The organism is Parerythrobacter aurantius (genome assembly GCF_045291475.1).
Classification (GTDB): Bacteria; Pseudomonadota; Alphaproteobacteria; order Sphingomonadales; family Sphingomonadaceae; genus Parerythrobacter; species Parerythrobacter aurantius.
This window is the reverse complement of sequence record NZ_CP147985.1, coordinates 1,419,003-1,436,786: the sequence shown is the minus strand read 5'-3', so window position 1 is coordinate 1,436,786 and position 17,784 is coordinate 1,419,003. Positions and strand designations below refer to the sequence as shown.

The 17,784-nt window shown below is 65.2% G+C and carries 18 protein-coding genes; 4 read left to right on the top strand and 14 right to left on the bottom strand.

Annotated features, from left to right (window positions below; genetic code table 11):
- The first annotated feature begins 1 nt into the window (after nucleotide 1).
- The gene (locus WAB17_RS07095; RefSeq protein WP_435419311.1) at nucleotides 2-856 is read left to right on the top strand and encodes an FAS1-like dehydratase domain-containing protein; all 855 of its coding nucleotides are present in this window, start codon (nucleotides 2-4) and stop codon (nucleotides 854-856) included.
- Here the strand turns inward: WAB17_RS07095 and ppk2 are convergent.
- On the bottom strand, nucleotides 853-1,632 hold the full coding sequence (gene ppk2, locus WAB17_RS07090; protein ID WP_435419310.1) for a polyphosphate kinase 2: 780 nt from the start codon (nucleotides 1,630-1,632) through the stop codon (nucleotides 853-855). The genes WAB17_RS07095 and ppk2 overlap by 4 nt on opposite strands.
- A 57-nt stretch (nucleotides 1,633-1,689) precedes the next feature.
- Between ppk2 and phhA the strand changes: the two genes are divergently transcribed.
- Nucleotides 1,690-2,631 (top strand): phenylalanine 4-monooxygenase, encoded by a 942-nt coding sequence (gene phhA, locus WAB17_RS07085; RefSeq protein WP_435419309.1) that lies wholly within the window; start codon nucleotides 1,690-1,692, stop codon nucleotides 2,629-2,631.
- Nucleotides 2,632-2,755: 124 nt separating this feature from the next.
- On the opposite strand, the gene WAB17_RS07080 is transcribed toward phhA, so the two are convergent.
- From WAB17_RS07080 to WAB17_RS07060, 5 genes are all read right to left on the bottom strand, one after another.
- Nucleotides 2,756-2,983 carry a hypothetical protein gene (locus WAB17_RS07080; protein ID WP_435419308.1) on the bottom strand — a complete coding sequence of 76 codons (228 nt, stop codon included), beginning with the start codon at nucleotides 2,981-2,983 and terminating at the stop codon, nucleotides 2,756-2,758.
- 83 nt (nucleotides 2,984-3,066) lie between these two features.
- Nucleotides 3,067-3,321, bottom strand: coding sequence for a hypothetical protein (locus tag WAB17_RS07075; RefSeq protein WP_435419307.1), 255 nt, complete (start codon nucleotides 3,319-3,321; stop codon nucleotides 3,067-3,069).
- Nucleotides 3,322-3,416: 95 nt separating this feature from the next.
- The gene (locus tag WAB17_RS07070) at nucleotides 3,417-4,226 is read right to left on the bottom strand and encodes an undecaprenyl-diphosphate phosphatase (RefSeq protein WP_435419306.1); all 810 of its coding nucleotides are present in this window, start codon (nucleotides 4,224-4,226) and stop codon (nucleotides 3,417-3,419) included.
- An 83-nt stretch (nucleotides 4,227-4,309) separates the two neighbouring features.
- Nucleotides 4,310-6,475 carry a M13 family metallopeptidase gene (locus tag WAB17_RS07065; protein WP_435419305.1) on the bottom strand — a complete coding sequence of 722 codons (2,166 nt, stop codon included), beginning with the start codon at nucleotides 6,473-6,475 and terminating at the stop codon, nucleotides 4,310-4,312.
- Between the two features lie 127 nt (nucleotides 6,476-6,602).
- Nucleotides 6,603-8,438 carry an ABC transporter transmembrane domain-containing protein gene (locus WAB17_RS07060; protein ID WP_435419304.1) on the bottom strand — a complete coding sequence of 612 codons (1,836 nt, stop codon included), beginning with the start codon at nucleotides 8,436-8,438 and terminating at the stop codon, nucleotides 6,603-6,605.
- A 164-nt stretch (nucleotides 8,439-8,602) separates the two neighbouring features.
- Here WAB17_RS07060 and WAB17_RS07055 point away from each other — a divergent pair, with 164 nt between their 5' ends.
- Nucleotides 8,603-9,862, top strand: a complete 1,260-nt coding sequence (locus WAB17_RS07055; RefSeq protein WP_435419303.1) for a polyhydroxyalkanoate depolymerase — start codon at nucleotides 8,603-8,605, stop codon at nucleotides 9,860-9,862.
- Between the two features lie 106 nt (nucleotides 9,863-9,968).
- Here WAB17_RS07055 and WAB17_RS07050 read toward each other — a convergent pair whose 3' ends face one another.
- From WAB17_RS07050 to WAB17_RS07015, 8 genes are all read right to left on the bottom strand, one after another.
- Entirely contained in the window at nucleotides 9,969-10,466 is a 498-nt protein-coding gene (locus tag WAB17_RS07050; RefSeq protein WP_435419302.1) for a hypothetical protein, read from the bottom strand.
- 373 nt (nucleotides 10,467-10,839) lie between these two features.
- Nucleotides 10,840-11,457: a DUF4126 domain-containing protein gene (locus WAB17_RS07045; protein WP_435419301.1), complete on the bottom strand. Its 618-nt coding sequence runs from the start codon at nucleotides 11,455-11,457 to the stop codon at nucleotides 10,840-10,842.
- Nucleotides 11,458-11,519: 62 nt separating this feature from the next.
- A complete protein-coding gene (locus tag WAB17_RS07040; RefSeq protein ID WP_435419300.1) occupies nucleotides 11,520-12,113 on the bottom strand; it encodes a hypothetical protein in 594 nt (197 codons plus the stop codon).
- Nucleotides 12,114-12,172: 59 nt separating this feature from the next.
- Nucleotides 12,173-13,141, bottom strand: a complete 969-nt coding sequence (locus WAB17_RS07035) for a hypothetical protein (protein ID WP_435419299.1) — start codon at nucleotides 13,139-13,141, stop codon at nucleotides 12,173-12,175.
- Nucleotides 13,142-13,146: 5 nt separating this feature from the next.
- A complete protein-coding gene (locus WAB17_RS07030) occupies nucleotides 13,147-14,328 on the bottom strand; it encodes an acetyl-CoA C-acyltransferase (RefSeq protein WP_435419298.1) in 1,182 nt (393 codons plus the stop codon).
- A 72-nt stretch (nucleotides 14,329-14,400) separates the two neighbouring features.
- A complete protein-coding gene (locus tag WAB17_RS07025) occupies nucleotides 14,401-14,850 on the bottom strand; it encodes a MaoC family dehydratase (protein ID WP_435419297.1) in 450 nt (149 codons plus the stop codon).
- An 83-nt stretch (nucleotides 14,851-14,933) separates the two neighbouring features.
- On the bottom strand, nucleotides 14,934-16,331 hold the full coding sequence (locus tag WAB17_RS07020) for a putative O-glycosylation ligase, exosortase A system-associated (protein WP_435419296.1): 1,398 nt from the start codon (nucleotides 16,329-16,331) through the stop codon (nucleotides 14,934-14,936).
- Nucleotides 16,328-16,471: a hypothetical protein gene (locus tag WAB17_RS07015; protein ID WP_435419295.1), complete on the bottom strand. Its 144-nt coding sequence runs from the start codon at nucleotides 16,469-16,471 to the stop codon at nucleotides 16,328-16,330. Before WAB17_RS07015 ends, WAB17_RS07020 begins: the two co-directional genes overlap by 4 nt.
- Before the next feature lie 64 nt (nucleotides 16,472-16,535).
- Between WAB17_RS07015 and WAB17_RS07010 the strand changes: the two genes are divergently transcribed.
- Complete coding sequence (locus tag WAB17_RS07010) at nucleotides 16,536-17,768, top strand: TIGR04063 family PEP-CTERM/XrtA system glycosyltransferase (protein ID WP_435419294.1); 1,233 nt, start codon at nucleotides 16,536-16,538, stop codon at nucleotides 17,766-17,768.
- Nucleotides 17,769-17,784 lie beyond the last annotated feature (16 nt).

Sequence of the window (17,784 nt, the reverse complement as noted above, 5' to 3'; positions counted from 1 at the left end):
CGTGGGCCAGTGGGACGCATGGATCGGGCGCAAGCAGGTTGCAACCGACCAGCTGACGCCGAGCCATGGCTTTCAATGGTGTTCGACCTTCGACCTCGAATGGCCCGGCGATGGCGTGATGCAACAGGGCATCCACCTGGCCCTGTGCACACCGCTCGCTCGCACGGATTGCCTTGGCGTTGACGGCCACCCCGCGCGCGAGGACAGCGGCGACAGCTTCTTCCCGCCCATCCCACTGCCGCGCCGGATGTGGGCGGCGAGCGACATCACTTTCCTCAACCCTATCCGGATCGGCGCACGGATCGACCGCATCAGCCGCATTGCCTCGGTGACGGAAAAGGACGGCTCGACGGGCAAGCTCGGCTTCGTCGAGGTGGAGCACGTCACCACGGCCGATCACGTCGAAGCGGTGCATGAGCGGCAGACACTGGTCTATCGCGACAACGCCGCGCCCGATGCTCCGCTGAGCCCCCCGGAAGCGGGCAGCGGCAGTTTCGACGGGGCAGGCTGGGATGCCACGTGCACGCTCACTCCGTCAGAAACGCTGCTGTTCCGCTACTCCGCGCTGACCTTCAACGCCCACCGCATTCACTATGATGCGCCCTATGCCTGCGACGTGGAGCGTTATCGCGGGCTGGTGGTGCACGGTCCGCTGATCGCCTCCCTGCTGCTGCAAATGGCGGGGCGAGAGTTCGGCGACAACCGCCTCGCCCGCTTCGGCTTCCGTGCGGTCAGCCCTGCGATCTGCGGCGAACCGCTGACACTGGCGCTGAAGCACTCCGGCGACACAATCGAACTCGGTTCGTTCGCCAGCGACGGGCGGCAAACGCTGAAGGCGTCGGCTTCGCTGGCCTAGTCGAGCGGAAAATCCCCGATCGGCTGCAGCACGCCGAACCGCTCCTTCTGCGGCTCGCGGCCCAGCTCGGGAAAGTCGAGCGGCTCGGGCTCCACATGCGTATCCGGCAGCCGGTCGAGCAGGTCGCGCACCAGCGTCAGGCGACCGCGCTTCTGGTCGTTGAAATCGACCAGCGTCCAGGGCGCATGGTCGGTGTGCGTTGCCTTCAGCATGGCTTCGCGCGCTTCGGTATAGGCATCGTAATTCTCGCGCGCGGCAAGGTCGATGGGCGAGAGCTTCCAGCGCTTGAGCGGGTCCTCGAGCCGTTCCCTCAGCCGCTCCTCCTGCTTGTCCTGGTCGGTCGTGAGCCAGTATTTGAACAGCAGGATGCCGTCATCGACCAGCATCCGTTCGAACCGGGGCGCATCGCCCAGGAAGGCTTCGACTTCGGCCTCGCTGGCATAGCCCATCACCTTTTCGACCCCGGCACGGTTGTACCAGCTGCGGTCGAACAGCACGATTTCGCCCGCAGCCGGCAGGTGCGGGACGTAGCGCTGGAAATACCACTGGGTCTTCTCCGCATCGGTCGGCTTGCTCAGCGCTACGATGCGGCACTGGCGCGGGTTCAACGGGTCGCTCACGGTATGGATCGCCCCACCCTTGCCCGCCGTGTCGCGCCCTTCGAATAGCACGCAGACGCGCGCCCCTGTCGCCTTGACCCAGCGCGCCATGCCGACCAGCTCCGCCTCCAGCGGTTCCAGCAGTGCGGCGAACTCCTTCGATTTCAGCTTGCCCAAGGCGCTCTCCCGAATTGAAAAATTGCAACGGCTGTGCTAGTGGTTACAGTTGAAACTATGGCCTCACTCGCGACCCCAGCGCAGGATTTCAGCACCCTGCCCGATTTGCCGGCGGATGTCTTTACCGCACCGCTCAAGCGTCCCGCACATGTCGGCGAGGACTGGCTCGAGCCTGCCCAGACGCAGTATTCCAGCGAGGACGACGCGATCTGGAACGACCTCTTCGCGCGCCAGATGGATATCCTGCCGGGCCGCGCCGCCAGCGCCTTCATGGCGGGCTTGCAGAAGCTCAACCTCAACCGCGGCGGCGTGCCGGAATTCGGCAAGCTCAGCGAAGACCTCGGCGCGCTGACGGGGTGGAGCGTCGTGCCGGTGCCGATGCTGATCCCCGACCACGTGTTCTTCTGGCACCTCGCCAACCGGCGTTTCCCGGCGGGCAATTTCATCCGTACCCGCGAGACCTTCGACTACATCCAGGAACCCGACGTCTTCCATGACGTGTTCGGCCATGTGCCGATGCTGACCGATCCGGTTTTCGCCGACTACATGCAGGAATACGGCAAGGCCGGGTGGAAGGCGATGCGCTACAACCGGCTGAAGGCGCTGGGCGCGCTCTACTGGTACACGGTCGAATTCGGCCTGATCGAGGAGGCGCCGGACGATGTCCGGGCCTATGGCGCAGGCATATTGTCAGGGCCGACCGAGGCCGTTTTCTCGGTCGAGGCCGCAAGCCCCAACCGCATCATGCTCAATGTCGACCGGGTGATGCGCACGGACTACGTCATCGACGACCTGCAGCCGACCTATTTCGTCATCGAGAGTTTCGAGGATCTCTACCGCCAGACGGTCGAGCGCGATTTCGACCGGCTCTATCGTAGCCTGCCGCCGAGCTTCACCTATGCCAATTCGGCGGTGATCGACGTCGACAATGTGCTGCACCGGGGAACGCAGGAATACTGGCTGCGCGGCGGGCGCGGCAGCGGCGCCCGGCCAGTCTGACGCCGCAGGTCTGACGCCACAGGCATCAGGATGGCCACGCCAGACCCGGGCAAAGAAAAACCGGCGGGGATCGCTCCCCACCGGTAATTCCTGCTCGCCCTTGCGGGCGAATCGCTGAAAGCGATTACGAAGCGGCGGCTTCGGTTGCCGGAGCGGCTTCTTCCATCGCGCCTTCGGCCGGAGCAGCAGCTTCGGCGCCTTCGGCCGGAGCAGCTTCTTCCATGGCAGGAGCTTCTGCCGGAGCAGCTTCTTCCATCGCAGCTTCTTCAGCCGGAGCTTCAGCAGCCTGTTCGGCGCAAGCAGCGAGGCCGAGGCCCAGAACGGCAACCGAAACGAGAGCAAACTTCTTCATGGTAATCTTCCCCTAGTTGGATTGGGACGCCCCCAATAGCAACGTGGCCTCGCCTTGCGAAGCGAAAAAATGTCCGAAATGTGTCAGCGGCTCGTTTGCTTGCGGATAAGTGCCGCTATGCCCACCACGACAAGCGCGCAGCCCGCCCCCAGCAAGAGGGAGTCGACGCTCGCGACCGGCGCGTCGAGGCCGCCCTCGCTCGCCAGCATCCCGCCGAGCGAACCGAGCGCGCCAAGCGCGATGTTGGCGAGGCTGGCACGCAGCGAATCATGGCGGAACCCTATGGACGCCAGCCATCCGATCGCAGCCCCAAGCACGATGAAAACGAGCAAGGTCATGGTTTTGTTAAAACTTGTTTCGGTTGTGGTTTGCCAACGTGAAGGCGCAGCGAAAGGTTCCGCGCATTTCGACCCCGGTCGGCGGGACGTGACACTCAGCCCGCCGCGAACCACCAGATTGCCACGAGCCCCAGCGCGATGCGGTACCAGGCGAAGGGCGCAAAGCCGCGCTTGCTGACATAGGCGACGAAGGCGCGGATCACGAGCAGGGCGGTTACGAAGGCAGCGAGGAAACCGCCGGTGATCTCCGCCCAGCCGATCGCGGCCTCGCCTGCCAGCAAGGCGGGTTCGTCGAGGATCTTGACCGTCGCTGCGCCCAGCATGGTGGGCACGGCGAGGAAGAACGAGAATTCTGCCGCCGTCTTGCGGCCCACGCCCATGGCCAGCGCGCCCATGATGGTCGCGCCCGAGCGGCTGGTTCCCGGAATCATGGCGAGGCATTGCACCAGCCCGATGGCCATGGCGGTCTGCCACGGCAGGGCCGCCACCCCCGTGTCCGGCCGGGCAGGGATGACGCGCTCCAGCACCAAGATCGCGATGCCGCCCACCACCAGCGCCACGGCGACGATCATCGGGCTGGTCAGCATGGCGTCGATAGCATCCTTGGCCAGCACGCCGATCACGGCCGCCGGCACGAAGCCGAGCAGGATGTTGCGGACGAAGCGCACGGCTTCGGTTTCACGCCGCAACAGTCCGGTCCCCATCGACCAGAAGGTCGACCAGTAGCTCACCACCACCGCCAGGATCGCGCCGAGCTGGATGACGATGTTGAACTGGCGCCACTCTTCCGGGTCGTAGCCGAAGAAGGCCTGCGCCAGGATCAGGTGCCCGGTCGAGGAAATGGGCAGGAACTCGGTGAACCCTTCGAGGATGCCGAGCAGGATGGCGGTGACCGTGGTGTCCATGGCCTGCCGCTCAAAAGACTGGGGGCCGCCAAGTCAAGGAACTTGGCGGCCCCGTAGCCGATTTCCGCAGAAATCCCCGCCGACTACCAGATCCGCACTCGCTGCTCGGGCGGCAGATACATCGGGTCGTCGGGGGTTATGCCGAAGGCGTCGTACCACGCGTCCATGTTGCGCACGACCCCGTTGGTACGGAACTGTTCCAGGCTGTGCGGCCCGAGGCGGATGCGCTGACGCATGGCATCCTCGCGGCTCTGGGCCCGCCATACCTGAGCCCAGGCGATAAAGAATCGCTGGTCGCCGGTCAGCCCGTCGATCACCTTGTCTTCCTTGCCGCCCAGCGAAAGCTTGTAGGCGCGATAGGCAAGGCTGAGGCCGCCGACGTCGCCAATATTTTCGCCCAGCGACAGGCGTCCGTTTAGGCAGGTCGTGCCATCGTCGAGCGGGCAGAACTTGTTGTACTGTTCGACCAGCTTGTCGCCGCGCTTGTCGAATTCGGCCCGGTCGGCGTCCGTCCACCAGTTGCGCAGTTCGCCGGTCGCGTCCGATTTCGAACCCTGATCATCGAAGCCGTGACCCATTTCATGCCCGATGACGCCGCCGATGGCTCCGTAATTGACCGCCGGATCATTCGTCAGGGCGAAGAACGGCTGTTGCAGAATGCCGGCCGGGAAGACGATCTCGTTCTTGGTCGCGTTGTAATAGGCATTCACTGTCTGCGGCAGCATGCCCCATTCGGTGCGGTCGATGGGCTTGCCCAGCTTGGCAAGATTGTCCTCGAAACCCCATTTAGCTGCGGCCATGCGATTGGCGATCGGATTGCTGCCGATTTCGAGACCTTCATAGGTTTCGAGATTGTCGCGATAGCCGATCTTGGGATCGAAGCTTTCAAGCTTTGCCCTTGCCTGCGCCTTGGTTTCCGTCCCCATCCAGTCGATCTCCGCGATCGACTGCGCCATCGCCGTGCGCAGATTGGCGACCAGCGCATCCATCGCCGCCTTGTTCTCGGCCGGGAAGTGGCGCGCGACATAGGCCTTGCCGACGACCTCGCCGAGAAGTCCCTCGGTCTCGCCGATCGCCCGTTTCCACCGGGGGCGCTGCTCGGGCGTGCCGGTCATCAGCGTACCGAACAGCGCGAACTGCGCCTTGTCGAACCGTTCGGGCAGTACCGCCGCATTGCCGGAGAGAAAGCGAACGACAGTCCAGGCCTTGAGCGTTTCCAGCGAGGTTTCGGCGAGCAGGGCGAACATGCCCGGCGTGCCCTTGCCGATCTTCGCCACCACTTCGGGCGTCAGGCCGAGGGCGGCGATCTCCTCGTCGCTCGGCGGAACTTGGGGCACGACGAACTTGGTCGCCCCGTCGAAGCCGGTCGCCTGCAGCGTGGCAGCGAGCGGGAAACCGCCCGCCATGGCCGCCAGTTCGGCCGGAGTGGCGGCGTTGTAGGTCAGATCGCGATTGCGGCTGACGGTGCGATCCCACGAAATCTCGCGGGCAATCCGCTCCTCGAAGGCGTAGACAGCCGCGGCCGCAGCGGCGGGATCGGCATGGCCGCTCTCGCTCAGCAGGAACTGCAGATACTCGCGATACTTTTGCTGGATCGTCTGGCCGCGTTCGGTCTGGTCGCTGTAGTAATCGCGATCCGGCAGACCTAGACCGCCGCTGCCGACATAGGTGACGTAGCTGTCTGGGGCCTTTTGGTCGACCGTGACGAAGCCGTTGACCGGCGAAGGCATGCCGGGCGTGGCCCAGACCCGGACCAGCGCCTCGAGATCGCCCGCATCGCCGATAGCGGCGAGATAGGGCTTCGCCGGCGCGAGACCCGCAGCCTCGATCGCGGCGGTGTCCGCGTAAGCGCGATAGGCGTCGATGACGCGACGTTCGCCGCGCGCAAGACTTTCGGCCTGCGCCGCCATCTCGTCGATCAGCGCCTTGACGTCGCTGGTCGATTTTTCTGCCAGCAGGTTGAACGCGCCGAACCGGCTGTATTCGGCCGGCAGCGGGTTCGCATCGAGCCACTCCTGGTTGACGTAACCGAAGAAGTCGTCGCCCGGCTTGATGGTGTCGGACAACAGCGAGGTGTCGACGCCCCACGTGCCGAAGCTCATTGTCGGCGTGGCCGGTTGCGGGGCAGCTTCCGGCGCGGCATCGTCGAACAGTAGATCGATCGAATCGCCGTCATCGGCGGCGAGCGCCGGGGCAGCGAGAGCCAGCGCCAGCGCGCTCGCGGTTGTGGCGAAAACGGTACGGATCATGGACGGACCCCCTTATGGTCGGTTGGCTCCCTGCGCGACCTGCCGGGAGCAGCACGAGGGTCATAGCGCGGACGGGGGAATCCGCGCTGTCATTGGTCGGCGCGCCCTTGCGCTCCGTCGATTAGAATCAGGCCGCCCCCGCCTGCGGATGGTCGAACTGCAGCTTGGCGAGACGTGCGTAGAGGCCGCCGGCCTTGCTCAGCTGGGCATGGGTGCCCTGTTCGACGATCTGCCCGTTCTCCATCACCACGATCCGGTCCGCCGCGCGCACGGTGGCGAGGCGATGCGCGATGACGAGCGTCGTGCGGCCCCGCATCAGGTGCTCGAGCGCATCCTGCACCAGCCGCTCGCTCTCGGCATCGAGCGCACTGGTGGCCTCGTCGAGCAGCAGGATCGGCGCATCGCGCAGCACCGCGCGGGCGATGGCGACACGTTGCTGCTGGCCGCCAGACAGCCGCGTACCGTCTTCGCCGAGGAAGGTGTCGAGCCCGTCGGGCAGCTCGCGCAGGAAGCGTTCGGCATTGGCAGCACGCGCCGCTTCCCAGATCTGGTCGTCGGTCGCGTCCCAATTGCCGTAGCGCAAATTGTCGCGCGCATCGGCGCTGAACAGCACGCCGTCCTGCGGCACCAGCGCGATCCGCTGGCGAACCTCGGCGGGGTCGACCTGCGTCAGCGGGATGCCGTCGATACGGACGGTACCGGCCTGCGGGTCGTAGAACCGCTCGGCCAGCTGGAAGATGGTCGACTTGCCCGCGCCCGAGGGGCCGACGATGGCGACGGTTTCGCCCGGTTCGACCTCCAGCGTGAAGTCCTTGAGTGCCGGGGCATCGGGCCGGGTGGGATAGCGGAAGGTGACATTGCGGAACGACAGGCTGCCGCGCGAAGGGAGGGGCAGGGCCTGCGCCCGTGCGGGGGCTGCAATCATCGGCTGGGCGGTGAGCAATTCGTTGAGGCGGCTTGCCGCGCCGGCGCCGCGCAGCAAATCACCATAGACCTCGGTGAGCGCACCGAACGCACCCGCCACAAGCCCGCCGGTGATGACAAAGGCGGCGATGGTGCCGCCCGAAATCGAGCCTTCGCTCACCCCGATGGCACCGCGCCACATCAGCAGGGTGATCGAGCCGAAGATCAGCAGGATGATGATCGAGGTCATCGCCGCCCTGATCAGGATGCGGCGCTTGGCAACGGTGAAGATGCTCTCGACCGCTTCGCTGAAGCGGCTCGTCTCGCGCCCTTCCTGGTTGAAGCTCTGGACGATCTTCATGGCGCCGAGCACCTCGGTCACCATTGCGCCGACATCCGCCACGCGGTCCTGGCTGGTGCGCGAGACATTGCGCAGCCGCCGCCCGAATACGGTGATGGGAATGACCACTGCCGGGATTACCAGCAGCATCCCCAGAGTAAGCGACGGGGCGAGGTAGAACAGGTAGACCGCCCCCCCGATCGCCATCAGGATATTGCGCAGTGCGACCGAAACCGTCGTGCCGACGACCTGTTCGATGATCGCCGTGTCGCTGGTCATCCGGCTGGAGATTTCCTTGGGGCTGTTCTCTTCGTAAAAACCCGGCTCCTGACGCAGCAGGTTGGCGTGCACTTTCAGGCGGATATCGGCGACCACCCGCTCGCCCAGCCAGCTGACGAAGTAGAACCGCAGCGCGGTGCCCAGTGCTAGCACGCCGACGATCATCAGCAGGTAGCGGAACCAGCGGGCGATGTCGGCCGGATCGCCACCAGAGGCAAAGCCGCGGTCGATGATCATCTTGAAGCCGGCCGGAATCGCCAGCGTCGCCGCCGCAGTGATCAGCAATGCAAGGAAGGCCAGCGCCACCTTGTCGGGATATTTCAGCGCCTCGCGGAAGATCATCCGCAAGGGGCCGAGCGAGCGGCGCTTGGGCTTGGTACCCTCTTCGGGCTCGCCTTCGAACAGGCGCGGGACGGCGGAAGTAGTTTCGGTGTCGGACATTCGTCTCGTCGCCTAGTCGCAAGCGGGAGCAAAATCCACTGCGACCGGTTTCATTCAGCAATTGTGCATTGCACAATGGGAAAATCGGGTCCAAGTTGCCGAAATCAAGGGTCGGGAGAACCCTTTACCAAAGGGGCCGGAGAGCTCCTCGCAGGGGACACGCATTGCTATACCACGCCTATGAGCTGCAGCGGAGCTGGCTACACAGCGCCAGCGCGCTGGCCGCGATTTCCGCCGAATGGCTGACCAACCCCGTCAATCCGTGGTCCTACACCAGCATGGGCCCAATCGCCGCCAGCGCGCTCGATGTCTTCGCCCATGCCTCGCAGGATCGCGGCAAGCCCGGCTTCGGCATCGAAATGGTCGAGGTGGATGGCGCGCCCTTCGTGGTGCGCGAAACCCGCGTGCTCAAGAAGGCGTTCGGCGACCTGCTGCGCTTCCGGCGCGACGGCCTGCCCGACGATGCGCCCACCGTGCTGATCGTCGCCCCGATGAGCGGGCACTATGCCACGCTGCTGCGCGGCACGGTCGAACGGATGGTCGAAAACGCGGTGGTTTATATCACCGACTGGGCCGATGCGCGGATGGTGCCGGAAAGCGCCGGCCGCTTCGACCTCGACGACTACATCGACTACCTCGTCGAATTCCTCGACTTCATCGGCCCCGATGCGACTGGCGGCCGCGCGCATATGGTGGCGGTGTGCCAGCCGTCCGTCCCCGCGCTCGCCGCGACGGCGCTGATGAACGCCAGGAAGGACCCGTTCCGCCCCGCGACGCTGACCATGATGGGCGGCCCGATCGACACCCGCGAAAGCCCGACGACGGTCAACGACCTCGCCATGGAGCGCCCGATCGCCTGGTTCCGCCAGACCGTGATTGCCACCGTGCCGCTCAACTATCCGGGTGCGGGCCGCAAGGTCTATCCCGGCTTCCTGCAGCTGGCCGGCTTCATGTCCATGAACCTCGGCAGCCACATGATGAGCCATTACGAGATGTTCAAGCATCTCACCGTCGGCGACGAAGCGAGCGCGCAGGCGACCAAGGACTTCTACGACGAATACCGCAGCGTCTGCGACATGACGGCGGAATTTTACCTCCAGACAGTCGAGGAAGTGTTCCAGAAGCACTCGCTGCCGAACGGCACCTTCCTGCACAAGGGCGAGCCGGTCGATCTCGGCGCGATCACCGACACCGCGCTGCTGGCGGTCGAGGGCGAGCGCGACGATATCTCCGGCATCGGCCAGACCAAGGCCGCGCTGACGCTCGCGACCAGACTGCCCGAAGCGAAGAAGCGCTACTACCTCGCCGAAGGGGCGGGCCATTACGGCATCTTCAACGGCAGCAAATGGCGCGACCGCATCGCGCCGGTGGTGGAGGAATTCATCGCCGAGCACCGGACGGCGAAGGCCAAGGCTGCGGCCTGATTGATGGGAGGATTACGACGCGTTGGGCGTAATCGAGACGGTCAGCTTCCTAAAACTCGGAGACGAAAACCGACTGTATGCAAACGACCCCGATTCTGCCACCCGCTCAGGATTGGGGCGAACGAAAAATCTTGGTCTCTATATCGCGGACCAGCGCGTCGATATCGACATAGCTTAGTATCGTGGCGACGACTACAATCTTGCGGCCTTTGCTGAGCACCGACCAAACATAGCGGTTGCCTACATCTGTCTGATACAGTGCCTTGAAGCCGACCGATTCCTGATCGTTCTCCAGCGTGAAATCGCCTTTGTCGACTACACGCAAGATCATCCGCTCGTGCAGCCCTTCACGGAAGCGGGCCTCCATGTCGGCTCGGGTTTGCGGCTCGGCCAAAGTCTTTACCGTCACTACGATCGAAGGCTGGTTGATAATGTCGTTGGGCAAACACTGCAGCGTTGGCGCGAAGTCCTGATTGCCAGCGTGAAATTTACAGGGCACACCGAAAATTGTCTCGGGGACGATCTCCGAAGGCAAACCCAAGCTGCGCTCGGCCTCACCCACTTCAGAAGACTGCGCATTTAGTGCTGGCACAGCGAAGCTCATGCTCGATGCAACAACCAGAAGAGGTAACGCCCTGAGACAAAGGAATTTTTGATGCATGTCCGGATACTGCCAATGGACCATGGGCCTGTCTAGCGGAGATTAAGGGGAATCCATTGGCGCAGCGAGACGATGTGTGCTTCCCTAACCGGCACGCGGCCCTCGCATCGCCTCCATGACGGACGTAGAATTCTTTCCCCTTGTGGGAGAGATACTTAGACTAGGCAGCTTGCTGCCTAGTCGCAGTTGAGAGGGGGCACAGGGCCGCAAGCTTTGCTCCGGACCCCTCTCCCGCCAGGGGAGAGGGTTAAGGCAACTCCCACCCTCATTGTGGACATTCGTTGACCCATTTCCGCGTCCCGAGAGCAGCCCAAGACTACGGCATACCCCGACCCACCCCCTCCGCCTTCGGGACCCTGAAGAACAGCCGCTTGATCACGCGCCGCGCCCACAGCAGAAGCGCGACGGTCAACGCCAGCAGCACCAGCGCGACCGCGCCCGCCGCCAGCGGGTTTTCGTAGGCGAGCCACAGCAGCCCCATGGTCGCGACGTCCTCCACGCTCGAGACGGCGATATTGCTGACCGGCTCGGGGCTGGTGTTGACCACCGCGCGGGCGCTCGCCTTGCCGCCGTGGGCGAGGAAGCTCGCCCCGCCGCCGAGCAGGAACGCGATCACCTGCGTCGCCGGGTCGGAAGGATCGACGATCGCCAGCGCCAGCAGCGCCCCGCCGACCGGGCGGATCGCGGTGTGGACCGTGTCCCACAGCGAATCGAGCCACATAACCTTGTCGGCGAAGAATTCCGCCAGCGCGGCCAGCGCGGCGATGCCCATCACCCACGGGTTGGCGAGGACTGAAAGGCTTTCGAGATGCTCCGGCAAGGGCAGCACGCCAAGCCGCATGGCAAGCCCCGTGGCGAAGATGCACAGGTAGAGCCGCCAGCCCGCCAGCAGGCTGACGCTCCCCGCCACCCCGATGATTTCGATGACGCCCATCGGCCGCACTCTCCCTCAGGGGGAGAATGCGCCCGATCGGCAGGGCTGGCAAGCGTTTGAAATCAGGCGGCGTTGCCGATCATCGCCGGTTCGTCCTGCCCGCACACGAAGTCCGCCGCCGCACTGTCGGCCATGTCGCGGGCAACCTGATTGGCATCGGGCGTGTCGCCGGCAACCTGGCCCACGCGGCACCCGGGCTTGCCCGCCGCGCCGACCTTCTCGACCGCCAGCACGGTGCGTCCCGCCGCACCTTCCGTCGCGTCCTCGTAGCGGAAGATGACCGCGAAGGGCTTGCCGTCGCGCAGCCGCCATTCGACCGTCTTTCCAATCGAATTGAACGCGCCGATGGTGGCGAAATCGTCGCTCTCGACCCCGACATCGACGTCGAAGCGCCCGTCGCCTTCCTTGACGATCAGCGGCACCGCGCCGAAGCCGTCGCAGCGCCAGGTCGCACTGCTGCCTTCCTCGCGCTCTTCGCTGAGCAGTTCGCATTTCTCGAGATCGACGTCGGAGTAGGTCGAGGCGAGTCCGGTCAGCTCGGCCCCGGCCTCTTCGCCGACGGTGGTGCCCGGTTCGGGCGTGTCGGCCGGCTCACCGCCGCCGCAGGCCGAAAGCGCAATCGCCCCGAAGACCGGTGCCAGTATCGCCAATCGCATCTCGCTTGTCCTTCCTTGCCCCAAGTGGCGGAGCGCGCCCATCCGGACCGGCTGGAGCCTCAACCGCTCGAGACCGTGGCCAATCCGCCGCAGTCGGCCATGTTCTCCAGCGCAACGCCGATCCGGGCGCGCAGATCCGGCCCCTGCCACTGCGCCATCTGTTCGAGGCTGTGCGTCTTGCCAAGTTCCTGCGCCACCCACAACCCGACGAGATAGCCGAAGCGCGGCGGCAATCGTTCGTTGAGGCGCGCGCCGGAGAAAAAGGCGCCCCAATCCTTGCTGCCCCGCTCGTCCAGCCTCGCCAGCGTGGCACAGACGGCTTCGCGGCGATGCGGCTCGACCGCCGGGCGGATCGGCTCCGGCAAGGTCAGCAAGAGCTGCGCGTCGGTGGCATCGGGGTTGAGCGTCTTGGCGGCGTAGACCGCCAGCCCTTCGGTCCAGAGGCTGCAATAGAACGGCTCGCAATGGCCCATCCGGGGGCTGTGGTAGATGTGGAACAGTTCATGCTGGACGAATGCACGCGCTTCGCCGCCGTGAATCTCGGCAATCATGTCGGCCCCGAACAGCAGGTATTCGCGCCCGCCGAGCGTCCTGGTCGCGCCGTCGAACTCGCCCATCGATACGACCAGGGCGACCGGCGTATCGGTGGGAAGAGGGCCGACACGGCGTTCGAAATCGGCCACCGCCGGATCGAACATGGCGCCGAAACGCTGCGCGACAGCGCCAATCTCGCCACGTCGGGCGGGATAGGCAGCGAGGAAGCGACCGGCCATGCGGCGGTAGGCATCTGCATCCTTGCCGAAGCGCGCCGGGTCGTAGAACCCGGGCAGGTCATCGGCAAAGGCCCCGCCCAACGCCTCCAGCCGCGCCGCATCGTCCTGCGGCGCAGCCTCGTAGGCGGCGGCGAATTGCCCGGTCAGGTCGGTGAATCCGAGCCGGGACGTATCAGGCGTTTCCGCGACCGTGGCACAGGCGCAGAGCATGGTCGAAAGGCAGGCCACGACGGCCCGCGCCACGATCGTCTTCATCGGTGTCAGAAAACCTCGAACAGGCCCGCTGCACCCTGGCCGCCGCCGATGCACATCGTCACCACCGCGTATTTCGCACCGCGGCGCTTGCCTTCGATCAGCGCGTGGCCAGTGCAGCGCGCGCCGGTCATGCCGAAGGGGTGGCCGATCGAGATCGAGCCGCCATTGACGTTGAGCAGCTCGTCAGGAATGCCGAGCTTGTCGCGGCAGTAGAGCACCTGCACCGCGAAAGCCTCGTTGAGCTCCCACAGGCCGATGTCGTCCATCTTTAGATTGAACCGCTCGAGCAGCTTGGGAATGGCGAAGACCGGGCCGATGCCCATCTCGTCCGGCTCGGTGCCGGCGACCGCCATGCCGACATAGCGGCCGAGCGGTTCGAGGCCGCGCTTCTCGGCGACCTTGGCTTCCATGACCACGCAGGAGGACGAACCGTCCGACAGCTGGCTGGCATTGCCTGCGGTGATGACCCCGCCTTCGCCCATGACCGGCTTCAGGCTGGCAAGCCCTTCGAGCGTGGTGTCCGGGCGGTTGCAGTCGTCGCGAGTCGCGGTGACTTCCTGGTAGGAGACTTCCTTGGTTTCCTTGTCCATCACCGCCATCGTCGCGGTGCAGGCGACGATCTCGTCGTCGAACTTGCCCGCGGCCTGCGCCGCGGCGGTGCGCTGCTGCGACTGGAGCGAGTATTCGTCCTGATATTCGCGGCTGATGCCATAGCGCTTGGCGACGACTTCGGCCGTGCCGATCATCGGCATGTAGATGTGCGGGTGCATTTCCAGCAGCTCGCGGTCCGGCTCGACGAACATCTTGCCGCTGCCGACGACCTTGGAAATGCTCTCGACGCCGCCGGCGACGCAGATGTCCATATTGTCGACCAGCACCTGCTTGGCCGCGGTGGCGATGGTCATCAGGCCCGAGGAGCACTGACGGTCGATGGTCATGGCCGGGACCGTCACCGGCAGGCCGGCGCGCAGCGCCGCGAGGCGGGCGACGTTGCCGCCGGTCGAGCCCTGCTGGACCGCGGTGCCCATCAGCACGTCGTCGATCTCGCCGCCTTCGAGCCCGGCCTTCTCGACCGCGGACTTGATCGACCATGCGCCCAGCGTCGCGCCGGTGGTGTTGTTGAAAGCGCCGCGCGCCGCCTTGGTCAGCGGGGTACGGGCGGTGGAAACGATAACTGCGTCGCGCATGGCGAGCTCCTTTTCAGATTGAACTGCAAGATCCGGCTCCGGGGGAGGAGTTCGCCGGAAGGCAGGGAATTGTCACACGAACAGCTGCGTGATCCATTCGCAGATCAGGGCGGGCTTGTCCTCGCCTTCGATCTCGATGGTGATCTCGCAGGTCTGCTGCCACTGGCCGGGGCGCTTCTCGACCATTTCGAGCAGCTTCCAGTGGCCGCGAATGCGCTTGCCGACGCGGACCGGGCTGATGAAGCGGGTCTTGTTGCCGCCGTAGTTCACGCCCATTTTCACGCCGTCGATCTTGGGCGTCGAGCTGTTGGCGCCGAGATAGGGGATCATCGACAGTGTCATGAAACCGTGCACGATGGTGCCGCCGAACGGCGTCATCTTCGCCTTTTCTTCATCGATGTGGATGAACTGGTGATCGCCGGTGGCATCGGCGAACATGTTGACCTTGTCCTGGGTCATTTCGACCCAGTCGCTGGTGCCGATCACTTCGCCGGTCTTGGCGGCTACTTCCTGCGGGCTCATTGGCCTATCCTCCTGCTCGCGTTGAAGGCGCGATTCCCGTGAACGGCGCGCCGGTTGCGCGCGTTCATGGCGGATAGCAGGGCCTAGCGCAATGCGGTCCGGTTTGCCGTTACGTCCCCGGGAGGCCGCGCCGCGCCTGCCGCCCTCAGCCGGGCGCCGATCGGCAGTCTGGCGGGCGAATCGAGCCGCCGGCAATAGCTATGGAAAGCGATCTGCAGCCCGATCAGCATCATGATGAAGGGCTGGTACCCGATCCCCTGGAAAGCCGCGCCAACGAGGTAGATGATGTGGGCGTATTGCAGCGCCGTGGCGAAGGGCGCCTGCCAGCGCTCGCCTTCTGCGGTCCGGTTCTTCCAGCGGCGGCGGATCTTTTCCATCTGCCACAGTCCGAGCAGTTGCAGCAGCATCCACGCGGCAAAGCCCGGATAGCCCTGTTCGCCCAGCACTTCGAAATAGGCCGAATGATAGGCGCGGCCCTCGTCGGTCACCGTTTCGTAGCGGACCGAGCTCATGTTGCCCTCGCCCGTGCGGACCGGCAGGCGGTAGGTGAACTTGTTGGCGCGGTAGGCATCGAAGCCGCCGCCGGCGGGATTGGCCGCGACATAATCGAGCGTCCATTTCCACACGGCAACACGGGTCGAGGCGCTCTCGTCACCGTCCGCCTGGCCGATGGTCGACATGCGGTCCCAGTAGCTTTGCGGCAGGAACGGAAGCGCCACCAGCGCGAGCGAGGCACCCGCCAGGATGAAGGCGAAGCGCCGTTTCGCATCGCGCAGGGCCAGCACCAGCAAGACCGCAATGCACAGCAGGCCGGTGCGCGAAACAGTGCCGATCGGGATCATAAGGCAGGCAAGGACGAGGCACCAGGCGAACAGCTTGACCCGCCGGTCAGGCGCGAAGATCGTGCCATGGCGGGTGAACCACAGGATCAGCGGGATGATCCCGACGGCGGCGGTGGAAATGGTCGAGCTTTCGTAGATGCCGCTGTTGTCGTTCACGAACAACGACAGCACGCCGTAGCCGCCGCCGCCGAAAACGGTCTTCATGCCGCCCGAGATGGCGATGGCCCCGACGGTAAGCACGATGACAAGGGCCGCCCCCTCCATCCGCTTGCGGGTGAACAGGGTGAAGGGCAGGAAGATGGCGAAGACCATGGCCTTCCATACCCAGTCCCACTTCGTTCCGGCAGGTTCGGGGAAATCGGATCCCTGCAGCGTGTAGAAACACCACACCAGCAGGAATAGCAGCAACCCCTGGCGGAGGGTGAAGCGCACCCCCTTCTTGCTGTCGGTCAGGGCCCAGCCGGCAAAGGCCGCACAGAACGCCACCAATGATACCGGGATCGAGGCGAAGAAGCCGAAGGCGATCTTTTGCGGCGCGAGGATATCGACCCACAGATAGGCCAGCACCCACAGGAACGGGCGGCGCAGGCCCATCGCCATGATCAGGCCGAAGAAGCCGAGGAAGAAAAGATCGGTCATGGGGCCGCGGGCCCGTCCGGATCGTCGGCCCGAGGCTGTTCGAGCGCCGGGTCGCGATCGACCGTATCGTCCCCCATCAGCCGGAACGCGGCAAGGAACAGCAGGCCGTGTACCAGCAGGAGGGCGAACATGTCGATCATGGTGCCTGCGGCTAGCAGCTTGGAGTTGACGCGGCGTTAAGCACATTGCGGCTAACAGGGGCGCATGACCCGCGTGCTCCATGTCCTCGACCATTCGCTGCCGCTGCACAGCGGCTACACTTTCCGCACCCGTGCGATCCTGGCGAGCCAGCAGGCCAAGGGGATCGAGCTGCGTGCGATCACCGGTTTGCGCCACGCCGCCGACGGTCCGGATGTGGAACACATAGACGGGCTGACGTTCCATCGTACCCGCGGAAACGTGTCGGGTCCGCCGGGCGTGCGCGAATTTCGCGAGATCGCGCGGCTGGCCGATGCCATCGTCGCCCTGGCGCACGAATGGCGCCCGGACGTGCTGCACGCTCACTCGCCTGCATTGTGCGGCATGGCGGCCGTTCGCGCCGGTCAGCGGCTAGGGATACCCGTCGTTTACGAGATTCGCGCCTTCTGGGAAGACGCCGCCGTCGGCAACGGGGCGGGCAGCGAAGGATCGTTCAAGTACCGCCTGACCCGCGCGCTGGAAAACCGCGTGGTGGCGCAGGCCGATGCGGTGTTCACGATCTGCCACGGCCTGCGCGAAGACCTGGTCGCGCGAGGCCATCCCGCCGGCAAGATCGGATTGTCTCCCAATGGTGTGGACTTGTCGTTGTTCGGCGAGCCGGCGGCACGGGACGCCGGGCTGGCCGCACAGCTTGGCATCGGAACCGGCCCGGTGATCGGCTTCATCGGCAGCTTCTACGAATACGAAGGCCTCGACGACCTCGTCGCCGCCATGCCGCTGCTGCTGCGTGAACGGCAGCCGGAGGCGCAACTGCTGCTGGTGGGCGGGGGTCCAGTGGAGGCGGCTCTCAGGGCCCAGGCGTCGGCCGGCAACGCCTCCGATGCCATCGTCTTTGCCGGGCGCGTCCCGCATGAAGAGGTCGAACGCTATTATTCGCTGGTCGATATCCTTGCCTATCCGCGCAAGCGGTCGCGCCTGACCGACCTCGTCACGCCGCTGAAGCCGCTGGAAGCCATGGCGCAGCAACGGATCGTGGCCGCATCGGATGTCGGCGGACACCGCGAACTGATCGAGGACGGGGTTACCGGAACGCTGTTCGCTGCTGATGATCCCGAAGCCATCGCCGAGGCTCTCGACGACCTGGCGCGGCACCGACAGGATTGGCCCGCGATGCGCGAACGCGCCGCCCGCCATGTCGCCCGTTCGCACGACTGGGCGCGCAATGTGGATCGTTATCAAAGCGTTTACCATCATTTGCTAACCCGTCAGCCTGATGGGGAAGTCTCGCGTGCTGCCTGATGCGGCACGAAGACAG